This is a genomic window from Streptomyces sp. NPDC005803 (assembly GCF_040630435.1).
Classification (GTDB): domain Bacteria; phylum Actinomycetota; class Actinomycetes; order Streptomycetales; family Streptomycetaceae; genus Streptomyces.
This window is the reverse complement of record NZ_JBEXXO010000004.1, coordinates 315,022-337,130: the sequence shown is the minus strand read 5'-3', so window position 1 is coordinate 337,130 and position 22,109 is coordinate 315,022. Positions and strand designations below refer to the sequence as shown.

The 22,109-nt window shown below is 72.8% G+C and carries 20 protein-coding genes; 16 read left to right on the top strand and 4 right to left on the bottom strand.

Annotated elements, in window-relative coordinates; all coding sequences use genetic code 11:
• Positions 1–34: 34 nt before the first annotated feature.
• From ABZ454_RS08710 to ABZ454_RS08695, 4 genes are all read left to right on the top strand, one after another.
• Positions 35–1,396 carry an NYN domain-containing protein gene (locus ABZ454_RS08710; protein ID WP_359536667.1) on the top strand — a complete coding sequence of 454 codons (1,362 nt, stop codon included), beginning with the start codon at positions 35–37 and terminating at the stop codon, positions 1,394–1,396.
• Positions 1,397–1,680: 284 nt separating this feature from the next.
• Positions 1,681–2,706 carry an NlpC/P60 family protein gene (locus tag ABZ454_RS08705; protein WP_356323781.1) on the top strand — a complete coding sequence of 342 codons (1,026 nt, stop codon included), beginning with the start codon at positions 1,681–1,683 and terminating at the stop codon, positions 2,704–2,706.
• Positions 2,707–2,943: 237 nt separating this feature from the next.
• Positions 2,944–3,975 carry an NlpC/P60 family protein gene (locus ABZ454_RS08700; RefSeq protein ID WP_359536665.1) on the top strand — a complete coding sequence of 344 codons (1,032 nt, stop codon included), beginning with the start codon at positions 2,944–2,946 and terminating at the stop codon, positions 3,973–3,975.
• A 17-nt stretch (positions 3,976–3,992) separates the two neighbouring features.
• Complete coding sequence (locus ABZ454_RS08695) at positions 3,993–5,246, top strand: hypothetical protein (protein ID WP_359536664.1); 1,254 nt, start codon at positions 3,993–3,995, stop codon at positions 5,244–5,246.
• Here ABZ454_RS08695 and ABZ454_RS08690 read toward each other — a convergent pair.
• Entirely contained in the window at positions 5,203–6,480 is a 1,278-nt protein-coding gene (locus ABZ454_RS08690) for a glycosyltransferase 87 family protein (RefSeq protein WP_359536662.1), read from the bottom strand. The genes ABZ454_RS08695 and ABZ454_RS08690 overlap by 44 nt on opposite strands.
• Positions 6,481–6,597: 117 nt before the next feature.
• On the opposite strand from ABZ454_RS08690, the gene ABZ454_RS08685 reads away from it, so the two are divergent.
• Positions 6,598–7,740: a glycosyltransferase family 4 protein gene (locus tag ABZ454_RS08685; RefSeq protein WP_359536660.1), complete on the top strand. Its 1,143-nt coding sequence runs from the start codon at positions 6,598–6,600 to the stop codon at positions 7,738–7,740.
• A gap of 58 nt (positions 7,741–7,798) precedes the next feature.
• Here the strand turns inward: ABZ454_RS08685 and ABZ454_RS08680 are convergent, their stop codons facing one another.
• Positions 7,799–9,595: an AMP-dependent synthetase/ligase gene (locus ABZ454_RS08680; RefSeq protein ID WP_356323771.1), complete on the bottom strand. Its 1,797-nt coding sequence runs from the start codon at positions 9,593–9,595 to the stop codon at positions 7,799–7,801.
• A gap of 279 nt (positions 9,596–9,874) precedes the next feature.
• On the opposite strand from ABZ454_RS08680, the gene ABZ454_RS08675 reads away from it, so the two are divergent.
• The 6 genes from ABZ454_RS08675 to ABZ454_RS08650 all read left to right on the top strand — a co-directional run bounded on the left by ABZ454_RS08675 (position 9,875) and on the right by ABZ454_RS08650 (position 14,903).
• Entirely contained in the window at positions 9,875–10,681 is an 807-nt protein-coding gene (locus ABZ454_RS08675; protein ID WP_359536658.1) for a metallophosphoesterase, read from the top strand.
• A gap of 117 nt (positions 10,682–10,798) precedes the next feature.
• The gene (locus ABZ454_RS08670; RefSeq protein WP_356323767.1) at positions 10,799–11,248 is read left to right on the top strand and encodes an SRPBCC family protein; all 450 of its coding nucleotides are present in this window, start codon (positions 10,799–10,801) and stop codon (positions 11,246–11,248) included.
• Positions 11,249–11,252: 4 nt separating this feature from the next.
• Positions 11,253–12,473: an ArsA-related P-loop ATPase gene (locus tag ABZ454_RS08665; RefSeq protein ID WP_359536656.1), complete on the top strand. Its 1,221-nt coding sequence runs from the start codon at positions 11,253–11,255 to the stop codon at positions 12,471–12,473.
• Between the two features lie 83 nt (positions 12,474–12,556).
• Positions 12,557–13,015, top strand: a complete 459-nt coding sequence (locus ABZ454_RS08660) for a DUF5304 domain-containing protein (RefSeq protein WP_359536654.1) — start codon at positions 12,557–12,559, stop codon at positions 13,013–13,015.
• A 73-nt stretch (positions 13,016–13,088) separates the two neighbouring features.
• Positions 13,089–14,030, top strand: a complete 942-nt coding sequence (locus ABZ454_RS08655; RefSeq protein ID WP_356323761.1) for an ROK family glucokinase — start codon at positions 13,089–13,091, stop codon at positions 14,028–14,030.
• A 78-nt stretch (positions 14,031–14,108) separates the two neighbouring features.
• Complete coding sequence (locus ABZ454_RS08650; RefSeq protein ID WP_359536652.1) at positions 14,109–14,903, top strand: endonuclease/exonuclease/phosphatase family protein; 795 nt, start codon at positions 14,109–14,111, stop codon at positions 14,901–14,903.
• 581 nt (positions 14,904–15,484) lie between these two features.
• Here ABZ454_RS08650 and ABZ454_RS08645 read toward each other — a convergent pair.
• Together ABZ454_RS08645 and ABZ454_RS08640 are read right to left on the bottom strand one after the other, a co-directional pair.
• The gene (locus tag ABZ454_RS08645) at positions 15,485–16,150 is read right to left on the bottom strand and encodes a hypothetical protein (RefSeq protein WP_356315250.1); all 666 of its coding nucleotides are present in this window, start codon (positions 16,148–16,150) and stop codon (positions 15,485–15,487) included.
• Positions 16,143–16,922: an alpha/beta fold hydrolase gene (locus tag ABZ454_RS08640; RefSeq protein WP_359536650.1), complete on the bottom strand. Its 780-nt coding sequence runs from the start codon at positions 16,920–16,922 to the stop codon at positions 16,143–16,145. The genes ABZ454_RS08645 and ABZ454_RS08640 overlap by 8 nt, the downstream gene beginning before the upstream one ends.
• A 172-nt stretch (positions 16,923–17,094) precedes the next feature.
• On the opposite strand from ABZ454_RS08640, the gene ABZ454_RS08635 reads away from it, so the two are divergent.
• The 5 genes from ABZ454_RS08635 (at position 17,095) to ABZ454_RS08615 (ending at position 22,090) form a co-directional block, all read left to right on the top strand.
• The gene (locus ABZ454_RS08635; protein WP_356315244.1) at positions 17,095–17,856 is read left to right on the top strand and encodes a lysophospholipid acyltransferase family protein; all 762 of its coding nucleotides are present in this window, start codon (positions 17,095–17,097) and stop codon (positions 17,854–17,856) included.
• 70 nt (positions 17,857–17,926) lie between these two features.
• The gene (locus tag ABZ454_RS08630; RefSeq protein ID WP_359536648.1) at positions 17,927–19,153 is read left to right on the top strand and encodes a DUF5931 domain-containing protein; all 1,227 of its coding nucleotides are present in this window, start codon (positions 17,927–17,929) and stop codon (positions 19,151–19,153) included.
• Positions 19,150–19,842, top strand: a complete 693-nt coding sequence (locus ABZ454_RS08625) for a response regulator transcription factor (RefSeq protein ID WP_356315238.1) — start codon at positions 19,150–19,152, stop codon at positions 19,840–19,842. The genes ABZ454_RS08630 and ABZ454_RS08625 overlap by 4 nt, the downstream gene beginning before the upstream one ends.
• Before the next feature lie 111 nt (positions 19,843–19,953).
• The gene (locus ABZ454_RS08620; RefSeq protein WP_356315235.1) at positions 19,954–20,982 is read left to right on the top strand and encodes a 6-phosphofructokinase; all 1,029 of its coding nucleotides are present in this window, start codon (positions 19,954–19,956) and stop codon (positions 20,980–20,982) included.
• A 103-nt stretch (positions 20,983–21,085) separates the two neighbouring features.
• The gene (locus ABZ454_RS08615; protein ID WP_359536646.1) at positions 21,086–22,090 is read left to right on the top strand and encodes a 2-hydroxyacid dehydrogenase; all 1,005 of its coding nucleotides are present in this window, start codon (positions 21,086–21,088) and stop codon (positions 22,088–22,090) included.
• The last annotated feature ends 19 nt before the right edge of the window (positions 22,091–22,109 follow it).

Below are 22,109 nucleotides of genomic sequence, written 5' to 3'. Positions count from 1 at the left end.
GGGCCGTGCGGACATAAAAATGAGGTGACGGATGGTGGAGCAGCCCGCTGGCGGCGCCACGTCGGCCGACGGGGCCGACGACGCCGTGGAGGCGCTCGACCGCCCGCTGCCCGAAGGTGTGCGGCGTCGGGTCGTCGCGCTGGTCTCGGACGCGTTCGGCGGCCTCACGGTCACCGAACTCCCGTCCCAGCTCCGACAGTACGCCCGCTTCACGCCGAGCCGGCGTGCCAAGTTCGCGGGGAACGCGATGGCGGCCGCGCTGGAGGGCGACGCGTCCTTCCGCCGGCGCATCGGTGAACGGCTGAAGGAGACCCAGCCGGAGCTGGCCGCCGCGCTGGTGGCGGGGTCCGCGCCCGCCGCCGCCGATCCCGTCGACGTGGCCGCCGCTGCCTACGTGCTGCGCCCGGCCGGCTGGGTCAAGCTGGTCGCCGCCGCCGGCGAGGAGGCCGAGCGGGCCGGCGCCGAGCGGGCCGACGAGGAGATCCGGCTCGAACTGGAACGGCTGCGCGAGGAACTCACCCGGGCCCGCGCCCACACGAAGAACGAGACCGAACGGCTCCGCGCCGAGCTGGACGCCGCCCGCAAGGAGGCCGACTCCCTCCAGCGCAAACTGCGCAGCGCGGCCAACGAGGTGAAGCGCGGCGAGGCGGCGCTGCGCCGCTACAAGGCCGAGAGCGATGCCCTGCGGGCCGAGACGGCCGCCCAGGTGTCCGCGGCCGAGAGCGAGACCCGCCGGCTGCGGACGCGGCTCAGCGAGGCGGAGGCGTCCGTGGAGGCGGGCCGCAGGGCCGCCAGGGAAGGACGCTCGGTCGAGGACATGCGGCTGCGGCTGCTGCTCGACACGGTGCTCGAAGCGGCCGGCGGGTTGCGACGCGAGCTGGCGCTGCCGCCCTCCTCGATGCGTCCCGCGGACAGCGTGGACGCCGTCGAGCCAGGACGCATGTCGCCCAAGGACATTGCCGCCAGGGCCCTTTCGGAGACCGACCCGGCGCTGCTCGACCAGCTGCTGGCGCTGCCGCAGGCCCATCTGATCGTGGACGGCTACAACGTCACCAAGACCGGCTATCCGCAGATGCCGCTGGAGAAGCAGCGGCTGCGGCTGCTGGGCGGTCTGTCGGTGCTCGCGGCCCAGACGGGCGCCGAGATGACGTGTGTCTTCGACGGGGCCGAACTGGCGGCTCCGGTGCTGCTCGCGCCGCCGCGAGGCGTACGGGTGCTGTTCAGCAAGCCGGGTGTCACGGCGGACGAGGTCATCCGGCAACTCGCGCGTGCAGAACCGCCCGGTCGGCCCGTCGTGGTGGTCTCCACCGACCGTGAAGTGGCCGACGGAGTGGCGAAGGCGGGCGCCCGGCCCGTCGCGTCCGTCTTGCTCCTGAAGCGGCTTTCGCGCGTCTAGAGCGGGTTGGTGTGACTTGCCGGAAATCAGGGAACGGACCGTCAAGTCACCGCTACACCCTGTGTGATGTGAGTAACGAAGTGCCTCCTGGGACGAGATTTTTCCTGTGAGGATTTGAACTGATCACAAGATGGTCACTAAGGTCGGGCCTCGAACCTTCGCACGGTTGATCACCCACCCGGGGTGGCAGTGAAGGAACCGCCGAGGCCGTGACGTGCACGGAGCTGGGGATTCATCTCCCCCATAGCCCGGTAGGCGGCTCGAGGAAGAAGGAGCTCGCCTTCGTGGGGTCCCATCGTCGTCCCAAGCGTCCGAGCCGCACTCGCGTGACCGTGCTCACCGCGACCGCCGCCGCTGCCGTGGCCCTGACCTCCCAGGCCGCGCACGCCGACCCCAAGCCGACCAAGAGCGAGGTCAAGGAGAAGGTCGACAAGCTCTACCACGAGGCGGAGCAGGCGACCGAGCAGCACAGCCTGGCCAAGGAGAAGCAGGAGAAGCTCGAGAAGCAGATCGGCGCGCTCCAGGACAAGGTGGCCCGCGGTCAGCAGGAGCTCAACAACCTCCGCTCCGGCCTGGGTTCCCTCGCAGCCGCGCAGTACCGCTCCGGAGGCATCGACCCCTCCGTGCAGCTCTTCCTCGCCTCGGACCCGGACAGCTTCCTCGACCAGGCCTCCGCGCTCGACCAGCTGACGGCCAAGCAGGCCGAATCGCTGGCGAAGGTCCAGGAGAAGCAGCGGTCCCTCGCGCAGGAGCGCAAGGAGGCCCAGGACAAGCTGAGCGACCTGGCGGACGTCCGCAAGACGCTGGGCGAGAAGAAGAAGAAGCAGCAGGCCAAGCTCGCCCAAGCGCGCGAACTGCTCAACACCCTCACCCAGGCCGAGCGCGACAAGATGCGCCAGGACGACATCCGCGCCAGCCGCTCCGCCGGCGACCGGGTCGACCTCGGCAACGAGGTCCCCGCCTCCGGACTGGGCGCGGCCGCGCTCCAGGCCGCCGCCACCCAGATCGGCAAGCCGTATTCCCCCGGCCAGGCCGGCCCCGGTTCCTACGACTGCTCGGGCCTGACCATGTGGGCCTACGCCCAGGCAGGCGCCAACATCACCCGCACCACGTACACCCAGATCAACCAGGGCACGCGGATCGGGCAGAGCCAGCTGAAGCCGGGCGACCTGGTCTTCTTCAACGGCAACCAGCACGTGGGCATCTACGCGGGCAACAACACCGTGCTGCACGCCCCGCACTCGGGCGCCTACGTCCGCTACGAGTCGATGAGCACCATCGGCAGCTTCTACGGCGCGGTCCGCATCTGACCGCGCCCGAACGGGCGAATTCCCACGCCCCGCACTGACAGCCGCCCCGCCGGAGACCACAGGTCACCGGCGGGGCGTCACTGTGTGTGCCCCCTGTCCGGCCGGCGCCGTCTTTGTCCGCTCCGTGATCACGCGACTACTGTCTGCCTGCTGTGCAGCTCCCGTGCGTCGGTCCGCCCGCCCGGGTGGCAGGGGCTGCGCGCGTCTGCCTGTCAGCGGAAGGGAGTGCGGCGTCCTGTGGGGTCCCATCGCCGTTCCACACAGCCCGGCGTGAGCCGGAGCGTCCGGGTGACGATCGCGTCGGCTGCGGCGGCGACCGCCGCGACCACGCTCGGCGCGGTCACCGCGCACGCCGAGCCCCAGGACACACCCCAGACCCCCGGAGCCCGGCTCGACCGCCTCTTCACCGAGGCCGAGCAGGCGACCGAGCACTACAACGAGGCGGACGAGAAGGTCGGACGGCTGCGCGCCGAGGTGAGCCGGGCCCAGGACCGGGCCGCCCGGGGCCAGGAGCGCATCAACCGGATGCGGACGGAGATCGGCTCGGCCGCCCGTGAGCAGTACCGGGCGGGCGGCGTGGACCCCGCGCTCGTGCTGCTGCTCTCCTCCGATCCCGACAGCTACCTCGACCGCGCCGCCACCCTGGACCGGGTGCGCGACCGCCGGGCCGCCGCCCTGACCGGCCTCCGCAAGGCTCAGCAGGCCCTCGCCCAGACCCGTGCGGAGGCCGCCCGCTCGCTCGCCGCCCTGGAGCGCAACCGCGCGGCCGTCAGCCGCCACAAACGCACCGTCGAGCGCAAGCTCAGCCAGGCCAGGCAACTGCTGAGGGAGCTGCCCGGCGCCGAGCGGGCCGGTTTCGAGCGGGGCTCGCGCTCCGGCCGCTACGGCGGGGCCGGGCCGGTGGCCGGTCTGCCCGCGGGCTCGGCCCGGGCGGCAGCGGCCGTCCTGGCCGTTCAGCGGGCGCTGGGCCGCCCCTACGTCTGGGGCGCGAACGGGCCCTCCGGGTTCGACTGCTCCGGGCTGATGCAGTGGGCGTACGCCCAGGCCGGGGTCAGCCTGCCCCGGACCTCGCAGGCCCAGCGGTACGCCGGCCGCACCGTGCCGCTGTCGGAGGCCCGCCCCGGCGACCTCGTCACCTACCGCGCGGACGCCAGCCACGTGGGGATGTACGTCGGCAACGGCCAGGTCATCCACGCGCCGTACCCCGGTGCCCCGGTCCGCTACGACCCCGTCGGCATGATGCCCGTCTCCTCGGTCACCCGGGTCTGACCCTTACCCTCGGTCATGTGGCTGATCAGGGACGTACCGCGGGGCGGACACGCGGCGGACGGCGGCGGGCGGCGGGCGCCGTGCTCGCCGCGCTGCTGTGCGCGGCCGCCTGCACGGCCCCGGCCGCCCAGGCCCCCGACACCACCGGCCGCGAGGTCCGCGCCACGCTGGACCGCCGGGCCGCCGCCGTGCTGCACCACGACGAGGACGCCTACGTCGCCGTCGTGGACCCGGACGCCACCGCGCTGCGGAGCGCGCAGCGGAAGGAGTTCGGCCATCTCGCCGACGTGCCGATCGGCACCTGGACGTACCGGGTGACGGACCTCGACGCACACGGGGCCGACCGGGCCACCGCCGACGTTCGGCTCGGGTACCGGATCGAGGGCTACGACAGCGCGCCGGTCTCCGTGGACCGGGTGCTGGACCTCAAGCGCGACCCGGCCGACGGCCGCTGGTACCTCACCGCCGACCGGGCCGCCGGCGACGGGGGCGGGCAGCTCTGGGAGCAGGGCGACGTCGAGGTGGTGCGCGGCGCGTACAGCCTGGTGCTGGGGGTCGGCCGGTCCCGGGACGAGCTGGAGGAGATCGCCGCCACCGCCGACCGGGCGGTGCCCGACGTCTCCGCCGCCTGGCCGGAGCACTGGGCGGGGCGCGTGGTGGTGATGGTGCCGGGCACCGTTACGGACATGGCGGAGCTGCTCGGATCACCCGCCGCCAACTACCGGGGCATAGCGGCCGTCACGACCGGCGAGACCGGCGGCTCGGGGAAGGCGCCGGCCGACCGGGTGATCGTCAACCCGGAGGCGTACGCCCTGCTCGGCGCCTTCGGGCAGCGCGTCGTCCTCACGCACGAGACCACCCATGTGGCCACCCGCACCGACACCTCCGCCGCCACCCCCGCCTGGCTCTCCGAGGGCTTCGCGGACTGGGCCGCCTACCGGGACGGAGGGCGCACCGCCACCGAGATCGCCCCCGAACTGGGTGACGCCGTCCGCGGCGGCGACGTACCCGCCGCACTGCCCACGGACGAGGACTTCGGCTTCGCCGGCGACGCGGACCGGCTGGCGAGGGCGTACGAGGGCGGCTGGCTGGCCTGCGAGCTCATCGCCGACCGCTGGGGCGAGGCGAAGCTGTTCGCCTTCTACCGGGCCGTCGGGGGGCACTCCGGGCGGGACGGGGCGGTGGAGCAGGCCCTGCACGAGGTGCTCGGCACCACTCCGCAGGACTTCACGGTGCGCTGGCGGGAGTATCTGGAGAGCCGGCTCGGCTGAGCGCGGACGCGGAGGCCGTTCCCACGGCCACCCGGGCCGGCCGATCGGCGGACGGGCCGCGCACCGTGTCCCGCCACAGCCGCGCGCACGCGAGCAGGGACGCCGCGACCAGCAGCCCGTTGCGCACGAACATCAGGGTCACCCCCGTCGCGTCGCTGCTCACCACATGGCCGAAGCCGAGCGGGAACTCCAGCTGGGTCACCCCGGTCGCGACCAGCACGCATGCCGCGGGCCAGGCCATCCGGCTCTCCCGGAAGACCAGGCAGACCGCGGCCAGACCGACCAGCCACAGCATGTACTGCGGGCTGATCACCCGGCTCGTGGTGGTGAACAGCAGCACCGCGGTGAACGCCGCGTCCGCCGTCGTGCTCACCCCGAACGTGCGGGCCCGCAGCCGCCACACCAGCAGCCAGCCGAACGCGACCACGCTGAGCCCCAGCGCGAGCGTGCTCACCAGCGGCACGTGCGGCCCCAGGAACTCCAGCGAGCCGTAGTGCAGCTCCACCCGGCCCTGCCACCCGAACTGCCGCGCCACGTGGAAGACCAGCGCCCCCAGCGACTCGACCTCGGTGCCCCGGTCCCGCTGGAAGCCGAGGAACGCCAGCGCGCCGGGCGCCGCCGCGACGCACAGCACCAGCAGCCCGAGCGCCACCCCGGCCGCCGTCGTCCACGCCAGGCGGGTGCGGCGGCCACGGGCCGTACCGGCGAGCAGCAGCAGCGGCCACACCTTCAGCAGCGTCCCGAACGCCGCCAGCGCCCCCAGCACCCGTGGATGGCGGACCCCCGCCAGCAGCGCCGCCACGGCGACGGCCGTCACCATCACGTCGTAGCGGGCGTACGCGGTCGTGCCGAGCAGCGGCACCCCCGCCACCCACACCCAGGCCCCCGCCGTCCGCCGGGCGGCTCCCCGGCCCGCGTACAGCAGCAGGCCCAGCACCAGCGCGTCGCAGAGGAAGGCCAGGACGAAGAAGGCCGACGCGTAGTCCAGGAAGGGCAGCAGGCCCGGGGAGAGGATCGCGAGCGCCGCGAGGGGCGGGTACTGCCAGGTGACGTCGGACCGCGGGTAGCTGCCCGACGTGAGCACGTCGTACCAGCCGTGGTAGATCACCGACACGTCACTCGTCACGTCCGGGCCCGGCAGCGTGATCACCTTGACGACGCAGAGCAGGAGCAGGGACCTGGTGAGGGCCCATACCGCGAAGGCTGCCGGCCGTGTGCCGCTCGAACCCGTCATGAACCGCCCTCATCCGTTTCCCCGGTCGTACGAGGAACTCGTCGTACGAGGAGCCATGATGCCTGGCCGGTCCGTGCGGGAGCCATCAAGCAGGGCCGCCCGGTACTGTCGGCGGCGATGGACAAGACCTTGATCGTGACCAATGACTTCCCGCCCCGCCCCGGTGGCATCCAGGCGTTCCTGCACAACATGGCGCTTCGCCTGGACCCGGAACAGGTCGTCGTCTACGCCTCGACCTGGAAGCGCGGCGCCGAGGGCGCGGCGGCGACCGCCGCGTTCGACGCCGAGCAGCCCTTCACCGTGGTCCGCGACCGTACGACGATGCTGCTGCCCACCCCGCGGGTGACCCGGCGTGCCGCCCAACTGCTGCGCGCCCACGGCTGTTCGTCCGTCTGGTTCGGCGCCGCCGCCCCGCTCGGCCTGATGGCGCCGGCGCTGCGCCGGGCCGGCGCCCGCCGCCTGGTCGCCACCACCCACGGGCACGAGGCCGGCTGGGCCCAGCTGCCCGCGTCCCGTCAGCTGATGCGGCGGATCGGCGAGGGCACGGACACGATCACCTACCTCGGCGAGTACACCCGCTCCCGGATCGCCGCCGCCCTCACCCCGGCCGCCGCCGGCCGCATGGTCCAGCTCCCGCCCGGCGTCGACGAGAAGACCTTCCACCCGGACTCCGGCGGGGACCGCGTCAGGGCCCGGCTCGGGCTCACCGACCGGCCGGTCGTCGTCTGCGTGTCCCGGCTGGTGCCCCGCAAGGGCCAGGACACCCTGATCCTCGCGATGCCGGCGATCCTGGCCGAGGTGCCCGACGCGGTCCTGCTGATCGTCGGGGGCGGGCCGTACGCGGGGGAACTGAGGAAGCTGGCCGCGGAGACCGGGGTGCGGGACTCCGTGCGGTTCACCGGTCCCGTGCCGTGGGACGAACTGCCCGCGCACTACGGGGCCGGCGACGTCTTCGCGATGCCGTGCCGCACCCGGCGCGGCGGCCTCGACGTGGAGGGCCTCGGGATCGTCTACCTGGAGGCGTCGGCGACCGGGCTGCCGGTCGTGGCGGGCGACTCCGGCGGAGCCCCGGACGCCGTGCTCGACGGCGACACCGGGTGGGTGGTGCGGGGCGGCTCGGCCGAGGAGTCGGCGGAGCGGATCGCCGCACTGCTCGGCGACGCGGAGCTGCGGCAGCGGATGGGGGAGCGGGGCCGGGCCTGGGTCGAGGAGAAGTGGCGCTGGGACCTGCTGGCGGAGCGGCTGAAGGCGTTGCTCTGAGCGCCGCGGGGGCCCGCACCCGAACCGGGTGCGGGCCCCCGCGCACGCGTCAACCGGATCAGGCGCGGTAGATCGACTCCACCTCGTCGGCGAAGTCCTTCGCCACCACGTTCCGCTTCAGCTTCAGCGAGGGCGTGATGTGACCCGCCTCCTCGGTGAACTGGGCGGCCAGGACGCGGAACTTGCGCACCGACTCGGCCTTGGACACGGCCGCGTTGCCGTCGTCGATCGCGCGCTGAACCTCCGCCAGCAGCTCCGGGTCCTCGCGCAGCGACAGGGCGGTCGAGCCGACGGGCTTGCCGTGTTCCTCGGCCCAGTGGCCCAGAAACTCCTCGTCCAGCGTGACCAGCGCGCCCACGAACGGGCGGCCGTCGCCGACCACCATGCACTCCGCCACCAGGGCGTGCCCGCGGATGCGGTCCTCGATGACGGCCGGAGCGACGTTCTTGCCGCCCGCCGTGACGATGATCTCCTTCTTGCGGCCGGTGATCGCGAGGTAGCCGTCCTCGTCCAGCGTCCCGATGTCACCGGTGTGGAACCAGCCGTCGGCCAGCGCCTCGGCCGTCGCCGCGTCGTTGTTCCAGTAGCCCGAGAACAGGTGCTCGCCGTGCAGCAGCACCTCCCCGTCGTCGGCGATCCGCACGACGGAGCCGGGCAGCGGCTGGCCGACCGTGCCGATCTTCTGACGGTCCCACGGGTTGAAGGCGGTGGCCGCACACGACTCGGTCAGGCCGTAGCCCTCCAGGACGGTGAAGCCGATGCCGCGGTAGAAGTGGCCCAGCCGCTCGCCCAGCGGCGCGCCGCCGGAGATCGCGTACTCGCCGCGTCCGCCGAGCACCGCCCGCAGCTTGCTGAAGACCAGCCGGTCGAAGACCTTGTGCTTGAACTTCAGGCCGAGGGAGGGGCCCTGCGGGGTGGCCAGCGCCCGGCTGTAGGCGATCGCCGTGGTCGCGGCCTTGTCGAAGATCTTGCCCTTGCCGTCGGCCTGCGCCTTGGCGCGGGCCGAGTTGTAGACCTTCTCGAAGACCCGCGGCACCCCGAGGATGAGGGTGGGCCGGAACGAGGCCAGCTCATCGGTGAGGTTCTTGATGTCCGGTACGCAGCCGAGCTTGATCGGCGCCATCACGGAGGCGACCTCGACCAGGCGGCCGAAGACGTGCGCGGTGGGCAGGAAGAGCAGCACGGAGCACTCGCCGGTACGGAACAGCGGCTTCAGCCGCTCCACCACGTTGCCGCACTCCGCGAAGAAGCTGCGGTGCGTCAGCACACAGCCCTTGGGGCGGCCGGTGGTGCCCGAGGTGTAGACGATGGTGGCCGGATCGTCGGCCTTGGCGCTCACGCTGCGCAGGTCCACGGTCTCCTCGGAGACCGCCGCACCCTCCGCCCGCAGCGCGTCCACCGCGCCCTTGTCGATCTGCCAGACGTGGCGCAGCTCCGGCAGGCGGTCGCGCACCGAGGCCACGGCCTCCGCGTGGGCGTCGCTCTCCACGAGGACCGCGACCGCGCCCGAGTCGCCGAGGATCCACTGGACCTGCTCGGCCGAGCTCGTCTCGTACACCGGCACGGTGACGGCACCCGCGCTCCAGATCGCGAAGTCCAGCTGCACCCACTCGTAGCGGGTGCGGGACATCAGGGCGACCCGGTCACCGGGCTGGACGCCGGCGGCGATCAGCCCCTTGGCGGCCGCTCTGACCTCGGCCAGGAACTGGGTGGCGGTGACGTCCGTCCAGACTCCCGCCACTTTGCGGCTCATCACCGCGACATCGGCATGCTGAGCGGCATTGCGGCGGATGAGATCCGTCAGGTTGCCGTCCGAGGGGACCTCGTACAGGGCCGGAAGGCTGAACTCGCGCAAGACTGCTGCTCCTCATCGGGCTCCGGTGCCACGGCTCTGTGTGACGCACCGGCTGCGGTCCAAGACGGGGGGTGCTCAGTGGGGTGAGCACGACTGGACTGCCCGGACGTTACCCACCGGTACTCGGTTACGGATAGGGGGTTCAGGCCAGATGTCTTATGCGTCACACATCTCGCTCGTCCTCATCCGCACAGTAGTGCACCCCGTCGCGCCCCCGAAGGTAACCGCAGGTCCGGCCGCCCCTACCCACGTGGGCACCGGAGTCCTAGGGTGATCGTCATGCGAGCAGGACCGAACAGCCAGGGCGCCCCGACCGGACGGCGCACCCGCGTCCACGTGGTCAGCGACGTGCACGGGAACACCGAGGCGCTGGCCCGGGCCGGGGACGGCGCCGACGCCCTCGTCTGCCTCGGTGACCTGGTGCTCTTCCTCGACTACGCCGACCACTCGCGCGGCATCTTCCCCGATCTCTTCGGCGTCGAGAACGCCGACCGGATCGTCGCCCTGCGCACCGAACGCCGCTTCGAGGAGGCCCGGGACTTCGGCCGGGGGCTGTGGGCGGGGATGGACCGCAACGCCGCGATCGTCTCCGCGGTGCGCAAGCAGTACGCCGAGATGTTCGCCGCGCTGCCCACCCCGACGTACGCCACCTACGGCAATGTCGACATCCCCGGCCTGTGGCCCGAATACGCGGGGCCCGGCACCACCGTCCTGGACGGCGACCGGGTCGAGATCGGCGGCCGCGTCTTCGGCTTCGTCGGCGGCGGCCTGCGGACCCCCATGCGCACCCCGTACGAGATCAGCGACGAGGAGTACGCCGCCAAGATCGAGGCGGTCGGCCCGGTCGACGTGCTGTGCACGCACATCCCGCCCGAGGTCCCGGAGCTGACCTACGACACCGTGGCCCGCCGCTTCGAGCGCGGCAGCCGGGCGCTGCTCGACGCCATCCGCCGCACCCGCCCCCGTTACTCCCTGTTCGGCCACGTCCACCAGCCGCTGGCCCGCCGGATGCGGATCGGCCCCACGGAGTGCGTGAACGTCGGCCACTTCGCCTCGACCGGCCGCCCCTGGGCGCTGGAATGGTGACCCCACGCCCCGCCCGAACCGCCCGGTCCCTGGGACGAGGCGCCGCGCACACGCGATAGCCTTCTGGCGGCAGGCCTCTGCCGACCGACCGGTACACCGCACTGGAGGGCCACAGCGATGGCTGAACACACCAGCTCGAGCATCACGATCGAGGCGGCGCCGGCCGACGTCATGGGTGTGATCGCCGACTTCGACCGCTACCCGGAGTGGACCGGCGAGGTCAAGGAGGCAGAGGTGCTCGGCACCGACGACCGCGGCCGCGCCGAGAAGGTCCGCCTCGTCCTGGACGCCGGGGCGATCAAGGACGACCACACCCTCGCCTACACCTGGACCGGCGACTACGAGGTCAGCTGGACCCTGGTCAAGTCCCAGATGCTGCGCGCCATCGACGGCTCCTACGCCCTGGCGCCGCTCGGTGACGGCGACCGCACCGAGGTCACCTACCGGCTGACCGTCGACGTCAAGATCCCGATGCTCGGCATGATCAAGCGCAAGGCCGAGAAGGTCATCATCGACCGCGCCCTGGCCGGTCTCAAGAAGCGCGTCGAGTCCGCCCCGCAGGCCTGATCCGGTGCGTACGGTCCTGGTCACCGGCCTCGGCGGCGCCGGCCGTACCACCGTCGCGGCGGCCACCGCGCTGGCCGGCGCCCGCGGCGGCGCCCGTACGCTGCTGATCTCCGCCGACGCCGTACCCGGTTTCCCGACGGCCACCGAGCCCACCCGGGTGACCGGTGCGCTGTGGTCCGCCCGGATCGACTCAGGCGCGCACTTCCGCAGCGAACTCCTCACCCTCCAGGACCAGTTGTCCGGCGTGCTCGACCTCCTCGGCGGCAACCGCATGGAGGGCGAGGAGCTCACCGAACTCCCCGGCAGTGCCGAACTCGCCCTGCTGCACTCCCTGCGCCGCGCCGCACAGGGCGACTGGTCCCGCGACGGCTACGACCTCCTCGTCGTCGACCTGCCGCCCCTGCGCGAGGCCCTCGCCCTGCTGGCCCTGCCCGGACAACTGCGCCGCTACCTGCGCCGGCTGCTGCCCCAGGAACGCCAGGCCGCCCGCGCCCTGCGCCCCATGCTCGCGCACCTCGCCGGGGTGCCCATGCCCGCCCAGCGGCTGTACGAGGCCGCCGCCCGGCGCGACGCCGAGCTGGCGCGGGTCCAGGCGCTGATCGAGGACCGCGCGACCACCCTCCGGCTGGTCGCCGAACCGGGCCCCGCCGCCGAGGACGCCCTGCGCGCCGCCCGCACGGGGCTCGCCCTGCACGGTCTGCGGGTCGACGCGCTGGTGGCCAACCGGGTCCTGCCCCGGCACTCGTCCGACCCCTGGTTCGCCGCGCTCGCCGCGCAGCAGGAGAAGTGCCTCGACCACTGGCACGCGGAAGGGGCGGCCGACGCCCCGCCGCTGCGGGTGCCCCACCTCGGCCGGGACCCCCAGGGCCCCGACGACCTCACCGCCCTCGCCGTCCCGGACGACGCGCCGGACCTGTCCCCGGACAGCCGGGAGGGGGGCCGCGCCGACGACCCCTGGTGGATCGAGGAGGCCGCGGCCCCCGAAGGGCAGGACGGCGCCGACGGCATACTCGTCTGGTGCCTGCGCCTGCCCGGCGCCGTCAAGAAGGACCTCCAGCTGGTCCGGCGGGGGAGCGAACTGCTCCTCACCGTCGGCCCGTTCCACCGCATCGTGCCCCTGGAGTCCGCGCTCACCCGCTGCACCGTCTCCGGCGCGGCCCTCACGGACGGGGTGCTGCGGGTGCGCTTCACGCCGGACCCCGCGCTGTGGCCGCGCGCGAGCTGAACGGCGTACCACCGTTCAGGTACCGTCGTCGGTAGGGGTTCCGGATGCCGGGCCCCCGGCCCACCACGTCGCAGGAGTCCGCCATGAGCGAAGCCACCGATCGTCCCGCCGACGACGATGCGTGGGCACAGGCCTGCGCCGAGGACCTCGCCGCCGAGAAGGCCCGCCGCCGCGCCGAGTACGGCCCGCCGCCCGGCTCCGCCGCCGAGGAGCTGCGCAAGCTGGTCGACGCCGTGGCCGACAAGCTCGGGTCCCTCCAGACCCCGCTGTTCGGAGTGGCGGCCCAGGGTGCCGTTCAGCAGGTCATCAAGCAGGCGAAGTCCGCCGTCGAGCCCGTCATCGAACGTAATCCGGACGTTTTCGATCACATCGCCGCCGCCGGCAGCGAACTCCTCGCCGCCTACCGCTCTGCGGTCGAGGGCCAGGAACGCCGCTGGACCCAGGGTGCGGGGGACCCCGCGGGCACGGAAAAGAAGGCCGACGGCCCCACCGACCCCCGTGACGAGGGGCCCGGCGCAGGCGAACACATCGACCTGGACTGACCGGCGACGACAGGGCGGGGCCCGGCCTCGGGTACGGTTGGCTCAGCGGGGCTCGACCGAAACTGAGGGATTCATGGGACTCACCATCGGCGTCGATATCGGCGGCACGAAGATCGCAGCTGGAGTGGTCGACGAAGAGGGCCACATCCTCTCGACCTTCAAGGTGCCGACCCCGCCGACGGCCGAAGGCATCGTGGACGCCATCGCGGCGGCGGTGTCCGGCGCGAGCGAGGGGCACCCGGTCGAGGCGGTCGGTATCGGCGCGGCCGGATACGTCGACGACAAGCGGGCCACGGTGCTGTTCGCGCCGAACATCAACTGGCGGCACGAACCGCTGAAGGACAAGGTCGAGCAGCGCGTCGGCCTCCCGGTGGTGGTGGAGAACGACGCCAACGCGGCGGCCTGGGGCGAATACCGGTTCGGCGCCGGCCAGGGCCACGAGGACGTCATCTGCATCACGCTGGGCACGGGCCTCGGCGGCGGCATCATCATCGGCAACAAGCTGCGCCGCGGACGCTTCGGCGTGGCCGCCGAGTTCGGCCACATCCGGGTCGTTCCGGACGGGCTCCTCTGCGGCTGCGGCAGCCAGGGCTGCTGGGAGCAGTACGCCTCCGGCCGGGCGCTCGTCCGGTACGCGAAGCAGCGCGCCAACGCCACCCCGGAGAACGCCACGATCCTGCTCGCGCTCGGCGACGGCACGGTCGAGGGCATCGAGGGCAAGCACATCAGCGAGGCCGCCCGGCAGGGCTGCCCCGTGGCCGTCGACTCGTTCCGCGAACTGGCCCGCTGGGCCGGCGCCGGCCTGGCCGACCTCGCCTCGCTCTTCGACCCGTCCGCCTTCATCGTCGGCGGCGGCGTCTCGGACGAGGGCGAACTGGTCCTCGACCCGATCCGCAAGTCGTTCCGGCGCTGGCTGATCGGCGGCGAGTGGCGCCCGCACGCCCAGGTGCTCGCGGCCCAACTGGGCGGCAAGGCCGGACTCGTGGGTGCGGCGGACCTGGCCCGGCAGGGCTGATCCGACCGGATACGGACACACCGGACGCCCGTCGCGCCCCCTCGGGGAGCGGCGGGCGTCCGCCGTATCGTGAACCGCATGGCCATGATGTCGCTGCCCGACTCCCGTACCGAGCAGGACGGCTCGGCCGTCGTCAGAGTGCTCAGCTACAACGTCCGCTCGATGCGCGACGACTGCGAGGCACTCGCCCGCGTCATCAGCGCCTGCGCGCCCGACCTGGTCCTCGTCCAGGAGGCCCCGCGCTTCTTCCGCTGGCGAAAGCGCGCCGCCCGGCTCGCCGCGACCAGCGACCTGGTCGTCCTCGGCGGCGGAGCCACCGCGGCCGGGCCCCTGCTGCTCTGCTCGCTGCGCGCCACGGTGGAGCGCACCGAGGACATCCTGCTGCCGCTCACCCCGGGACTGCACCGCAGGGGCTTCGCCACCGCGGTGGTCCGGATCGCCGGCACCCGGATCGGCGTGCTGAGCTGCCATCTGAGCCTCGACCGAGCGGAGCGCCGCGCCCAGGCGGAGCGGCTGCTGGAGAGCGTGGAGGCGATGGGCGTGGACCACGTGGTCGTGGCCGGTGACCTCAACGACGTACCGAGCGGGCGCGCCTTCCGGCTGCTCGCCCGGCGGCTCCAGGACTGCTGGGCGGTACGGCCCCGGGGCGGTGAGCACACCTTCCCGCAGCACGACCCGCGCAGGCGGATCGACGCCGTCTTCGCGACCGGCGGCATCGAGGTGCTCGGCTGCGGGGTGCCGGCCGGGCTGCCCGGAGTGCACGAGGCCGACCTGCTGGCGGCGAGCGACCACCTGCCGGTGCTGGCCGCACTGCGCGTGCCGGGTCCCTCGCGGGGTGGCGGGGTTGCGTCCTCGATCGCCGGACGGGCTTGATCGCTGCGGGTCCTCCGCGGGGTGGCGGGGTTCCGTCCTCAATCGCCGGACGGGCTGGATTTGCGCGGGTCCCCCGCAGGGTCCCCTGCGGGGCGCTTCTGCCTGGTGGGTGGGGGTGGGGGCCCTCCGGGCAGACTCCTCAAAAATGGCGTGTGCACCCGATGACGAAATGGGACCCGGGTCGTACGCCATTTTCTGCGGGGACTGCCCTGCACGCCCCCACCCGCTTCGCTCGCGTCTGCACGCCGGCCCCGATGACCGTCGCAGACGCCAGGCGGCCGGGTTCGGGGGCGTGCAGGGGAGTCCCCGCAGGACGACGAACATCGACCCGGGTCCGCTGCGTACCCGCGGAACGTTCGTCGTTTGAGGAGACGCCCCGGAGGGACCCCGGACCCCCACCCACCGGGCAGGCGCCCACCCCGCGGGGCAAGCCGCACCAATCAAGCCCGTCCGGCGTTTGAGGACGGAACCCTCCGCCCCGGCAAGGGGCAACCACGACCAGGCGCCGCATCAGGACAAGGCACCGCCCCCCGCAGGGGACCCGCACCCCGCAGGGGACCCGCACCCCGCAAGGGGCCCGGTCAGACCACCGCGCCGCGGCCGGGGTCGTCGCCGTCCTCGTCGTCGTGCTCCATCCGCGCCACCAGCGTCACGAAACCGCCCAGGAAACCGCCGACACAGACCGTGGTCAGCCACCAGGTCATCTCCCACTGGAGCAGCACCGCGAGCAGCAGCAGGAGAGGGCCGCCGACCACCGCGAGCCAGGCGAACTTCGCCGTGACGTCGGCCTCCGGCAGCGGCGGCGGCTCCGGCGGCACGAAGTGCCCTTCGCCGCCGTCGTCGTCGATGTCACCCTCGGCGGGCTCCGCCGGCTCGTAGTCGCGCGGGCCGCCGACGCCCGGGGCGAAGACCACCGAGCTCCCGAGCGGCTTCTCCGGCGGCTTGGGCGCCCGCTTGCCGATGCCCTTGTCGGGGTCCAGAGCGGTGGTGTCGTCCTCCGGGAGCGCGAGGTCCTCGACGGACCGGAAGGGCCTGGCGCCCGGCGGATCCGGCGGCTCCTCCCCGTACCCGGCGACGATCGCCTTCCAGGCGGCGTCCTCGTCGATCGGGCGCTCGCCCTCCGCCCCCGCGGGCGCGGTCTCGGGCACCGGCGCACCGCCGTCCTCGTCGGGGACGGCCGGTCCCCCGGCGGGGAGCGGCTCGCGCTCCTCCTCGCTGCCTGTGCGCTCCGCGTCGTGCTCAGCCACCGGACGTGCTCCCCTTCTTTCCGACGCTCGGAGCGAGGCGGCCGATGAACGAGTAGCTCTCGTCGAAGATCCGCTCCGCATCGTGGTCCAACGTCGCGACGTGGTAGCTCTGTTCCAGGAGGATCTCCTCGACGTCCGTCGAGGAGATCCGGCTCAGGATCCGCGCGGTGTCGGCGGGCGGCACGACATGGTCCTGCGGGCTGTGCAGCAGCAGGACGGGCTGGGTCACCTGGGGCAGCTCGGCGTCCACCAGCCGGAAGAAATTCCGCACCGAGTGCGCCGCGTGCAGCGGCACCCGGTCGTAGCCCACCTCGCGGGACCCCTCCAGGGCGATGTCGCTCACCAGCCCCTTGGTCGTCCGCACCAGGTGGCGGGCGACCGGCAGCGCGTACGCCGACAGGCCGTGCACCTTGTTGGCCGGGTTGACCAGCACCAGACCCCGGACGGCGTCGCCGTGCTTCGCCGCGAGCCGCAACGACAGCGCGCCGCCCATGGACAGACCGCACACGAAGACCTGCTCGCACCGCTCCAGCAGCGCCCGCAGCTCCCGGTCCACCTCCGCGTACCAGTCCTGCCAGCCGGTCAGCTGCATGTCCTGCCAGCGCGTGCCGTGTCCGGGCAGCAGCGGCAGCGAGACCGTGAGCCCGCGCGCCGCCAGATGGTCGGCCCAGGGACGCAGCGACTGCGGGGAACCGGTGAATCCGTGACAGAGGAGGACGCCGACCTCTCCGCCCTCGTGGCGGAACGGCTCGGCTCCAGGAAGGACCGGCACCGGGGTCTCCTGTTCGTGAGGCTCGAAAGGGGAGCGAAAGGGGGAGTGCAGAAGGATTACTTCACCGTACGCGACCGGACCGACACCGACCAGGGCCGTCACCGGCCGGGGCCGTGGAGCGCGGCACCGGATGCTCTAAGGTCGGTCCGACAGCACACAGGAGGCACCCGAGTTGATCTACGGCGCTATGAAGTTCTCCATCGGCGGGTCTCTGAAGCTCGCCTTCAGGCCGTGGGTGGAGGGCCTGGAGAACATTCCCGCGCAGGGACCGGCGATCCTCGCCAGCAACCATCTGTCGTTCTCCGACTCCTTCTTCCTGCCGGCCGTCCTGGACCGCAAGGTCACCTTCATCGCCAAGTCCGAGTACTTCACCGCGCCCGGGGTCAAGGGCAAGCTGACGGCGGCCTTCTTCAAGGGCGTCGGACAGCTCCCGGTGGACCGCTCGGGCGCCCGCGGGGCCGGCGAGGCGGCGATCAAGGCCGGCATCGAGGTCATCGAGAGCGGCGGCCTCTTCGGCATCTACCCGGAGGGAACCCGCTCGCCCGACGGCCGCCTCTACCGCGGCAAGCCCGGCGGGCTCGCCCGGGTCGCGCTCGCCACCGGCGCCCCGGTCATCCCCGTCGCGATGATCGACACGGAGAAGATCCAGCCGCCCGGCCAAGTGATGCCCAGGCTGATGCGCCCGGGGATCAGGATCGGCGAGCCGCTCGACTTCAGCCGCTACCACGGCATGGAGGGCGACCGCTTCATCCTGCGCTCGGTCACCGACGAGGTGATGTACGAGATCATGAAGCTCTCCGGGCAGGAGTACGTCGACATCTACGCGACCGCGGCCAAGCGGCAGCTGGCCGACGAGGCGAAGCGCCGCGCGGAGGCCGCCAAGAAGGCCGCCGGCGGGCGGGACGAGTCGGGGACGGACAGCGGCGGCGTCTGAGAGGCTGTCCGAGGTCACCCGGCAGCCTCCGGGAGCGCGGCGGGGACCGTCCGGGGTGGGGGAGAAGAACATGGCCAGAGCCGTGCGCGTCGTGAGGATGTCGGTCGAGCAGCCGCTGTGGCGCGCCCTGACCGCGTACCGCATCCTGACGATGCTCTACGCGATCCTGCTCGCCGCCTTGGGGGGCGAGAAGTACGACCGGCCGTGGGTGGCCGTCGTCTTCCTGACGGTCATGGCCCTCTGGACGCTCGCCACCCTGCCGAAGGTCGCGGGCGCCGCGGCCTGCACCAAGCGCTTCCTGGGCGCGGACCTCACGCTCGCGCTCGCCGGCATCCTCGTCACCCCCCTCGCCGACTTCCAGGCCCAGCACGTCGACGGTTCGACCCTGCCGTCCATCTGGACCGCCGGATCCGTCCTGGCCTTCGCGATCAAGGGCGGCTGGCGGTGGGCGGCCTTCGCCTCCACCTTCGTCGGCGTCGCCAACCTGATCGAGCGCGGCGAACCCAGCCGCGACACCCTGCACAACGTCCTGCTGGTCTGGGTCGCCTCCATAGCCATCGGGTACGTCGTCGAGGTCGCCCGCGCCAGTGAGCGCACCCTCGCCCGCGCCCTGGAGATCGAGGCCGCCACCCGGGAGCGCGAACGCCTCGCCCGCGACATCCACGACAGTGTGCTCCAGGTCCTCGCCATGGTGCAGCGCCGGGGCACGGCCATCGGCGGCGAGGCCGCCGAACTGGGCCGGATGGCCGGGGAGCAGGAGGTCGCCCTGCGCACCCTCGTCTCCAGCGGCCTGGTGCCCCCCACCCGGGTCTCCGAGGACGCGGCCGAGGGCGCCGTCGTGCGGACCGTCGAGACGGACGACGACGACACCGGGGGCCCGGCCGAGACCGATCTACGGGCCCTGCTGGCCCCGCACGCCGGCTCCCGGGTGACCTTCGCGGAGCCCGGCGCTCCGGTGCTGCTCGCCCCCGCGGCGGCCGCGGAGCTGGCGGCGGCCGTCAGCGCGGCCCTGGACAATGTCCGGGTACACGTGGGGGAGAGCGCCCGGGCGTGGATCCTGGTCGAGGACTGGCCGGACGAGGTGATCGTCACGGTCCGGGACGACGGGCCGGGCATCCCGGAGGGCCGGCTCGCCCAGGCCGAGGGCGAGGGACGCCTGGGCGTCGCCCTGTCGATCCGCGGGCGACTGCGCGACCTGGGCGGTACGGCAGAGTTGATCTCGGTGCCCGGTCAGGGCACCGAAGTCGAATTGAAGGTGCCGAAGACGGCACGGGGGAAGGCGGGTTCAGTCCGATGAGCGCAGCAACCGAAGAGGGCTCCGGGCAGCGGCCCATCAGGGTGATGGTGGTCGACGACCACCCGATGTGGCGCGACGCCGTCGCCCGCGACCTCGCCGAGTCCGGCTTCGACGTGGTGGCGACCGCGGGCGACGGCCCGCAGGCCGTCCGCCGGGCCGGGGCCGTCACCCCGGACGTCCTGGTCCTCGACCTCAACCTGCCCGGGATGCCGGGCGTGCAGGTCTGCAAGGAGCTCGTCGGCTCGCAGCCCGGCCTGCGGGTCCTGGTGCTCTCCGCGAGCGGCGAGCACGCCGACGTGCTGGAAGCGGTCAAGTCCGGCGCCACCGGCTATCTGCTGAAGTCGGCGAGCACCCAGGAGCTGACCGATGCGGTCCGCAGCACCGCCGTCGGCGACCCGGTCTTCACCCCCGGGCTCGCCGGCCTCGTGCTCGGTGAGTACCGCAGGCTGGCCTCCGAACCCGCGCCCGTCGCCTCCGACGAGCCGAAGGCCCCGCAGCTGACCGACCGGGAGACCGAGGTGCTGCGGCTGGTGGCCAAGGGGCTCTCGTACAAACAGATCGCCGAGCGGCTGGTCATCTCGCACCGCACCGTCCAGAACCACGTCCAGAACACCCTGGGCAAGCTGCAGCTGCACAACAGGGTGGAGCTCGTGCGGTACGCCATAGAGCGCGGTCTCGACGACGTCTGAGACCAACGCCGGCGCATTGCACGGGAATTGACCGTCCGGCCCATCCCGAAGTGACCTGGGCCACCCTTAGCGTGGTGACGAGTGAGCTCACTTCGGCGAAGGGATGCTTCCATGCGGGTCGGAGTACTGACCGGGGGCGGCGACTGCCCCGGGCTCAACGCGGTCATGCGCGCCCTCGTCCGCAAGGGCGTGCAGGAGTACGGCTACGACTTCATCGGCTTCCGGGACGGCTGGCGCGGGGTGCTCGAGGGAGTGACGGTCCCGCTCTCCATCCCGGCGGTGCGCGGCATCCTGCCGCGCGGCGGCACCATCATCGGTTCCTCGCGCACCAACCCCCTCAAGGCCGACGACGGCGTGCGCCGGGTGCGGGAGACCCTCGCCGCGTACGAGGTCGACGCCCTCGTCACGATCGGCGGCGAGGACACCCTCGGCGTGGCCGCCACCCTGTCCGACACGCACGGCGTCCCCTGCGTCGGCGTACCGAAGACCATCGACAACGACCTGTCCGCCACCGACTACACCTTCGGCTTCGACACCGCCGTCTCCATCGCCACCGAAGCCATCGACCGGCTGCACACCACGGCCGAATCGCACATGCGCGTCCTCGTCGTCGAGGTGATGGGCCGCCACGCCGGCTGGATCGCGCTCCACTCGGGGCTGGCCGGCGGCGCCAACGTCATCCTCATCCCGGAACAGCGCTTCGACATCGACCAGGTCTGTGCCTGGGTGACCTCCCGCTTCCGGGCGAGCTACGCCCCGATCGTGGTGGTCGCCGAAGGGGCCGCGCCCGCGCAGGGCGAGATGGTCCTCAAGGACGGCTCGCACGACTCCTTCGGCCACGTCCGCCTCTCCGGCGTCGGCGAATGGCTGGCCAAGGAGATCGAGAGCCGCACCGGCAAGGAGGCCAGGACCACCGTGCTCGGCCATGTCCAGCGCGGCGGCACGCCCAGCGCCTTCGACCGCTGGCTGGCCACCCGCTTCGGACTGCACGCCATCGAAGCCGTGCGCGACGGCGACTTCGGCACGATGGTCGCCCTGCGCGGCACGGACATCGTGCGGGTGCCGATCGCGGAGGCCACCGCCCGGCTCAAGACCGTCGATCCGGCGCTCTACGCGGAGGCGGGGGTCTTCTTCGGCTGAGCGGCGGGCCGGGCGGGGCCTTATATTCGCGATGACCGGCCCCCGCGGGGCCCGCTCCCGGAGCGGGCCCCGCACCTCGCCCGCATCCGTCACGGGAGACGTCGTGGAAATCCTGGCCTTCGGTGTGCAGTCCGACGAGAAGCCGCTGATCGAGAAGGCCTTCGCCGGGAAGCACGAGGTGCGCTGTGTCGACGTCTTCCTCAACCGCGACACCGCCCCCATCGCGGCGGGCTACGAGATCATCTCCACCAGCGTCAACGCCGACCTGGGCGCCCAGGTCCTGCAGACCCTCGCCGCCGGCGGCACCCAGATGATCGCCCAGCGCTCCACCGGCTTCAACAACATCGACCTGGACGTCGCGGAGCGCCTGGCCCTGCGGGTCGCCCGGGTCTCCTGGTACTCGCCCTACTCGGTCGCCGAATTCGCCTGGACCCTCGCCCTGGCCGTCAACCGCCGCGTCGTCCGCGCCACGACCCGCACCAGGGACTTCGACTTCCGCCTCGACGGCCTCCTCGGCCGGGACATGCACGGCCGCACGGCCGGCGTCATCGGCACCGGCAAGATCGGCGAGGCCTTCACCCGGATCGCCCATGGCTTCGGCATGAACCTGCTCGGCTGGGACGTCGCCGAGAACCCGGCCTGCGTCGAGCTCGGCATGCGCTACGTCGACAAGGAGCAGCTCCTCGCCGCATCCGACCTCATCAGCCTGCACGTCCCGCTGCTGCCCTCGACCCACCACATCATCGGCAAGGACGCCCTGGCGCACATGAAGGACGACGCGATCCTCGTCAACTCCAGCCGCGGCGGCCTCATCGACACCAAGGCCCTGGTCGAGGAGTTGCGGGCGGGCCGGCTCCTCGGCGTCGGACTCGACGTGTACGAGGCGGAGGCCGGGCTGTTCTTCCTCGACAAGTCCCTGGAGGGCGTCGACGACGACACCCTGGCCCGGCTCGTCACCTTCCCGAACGTCCTCGTCACCTCGCACCAGGCCTACTACACCGAGGACGCGCTGGGCCAGATCATCGAGGCCACCGTCCAGAACGTCGACGACTACCTGGCCGGCCGCCGCAGCGGCAACGTGCTGGTCCCGGCGCCTCCCGGACCCTGACGACCTCGTCGGGGCCCGG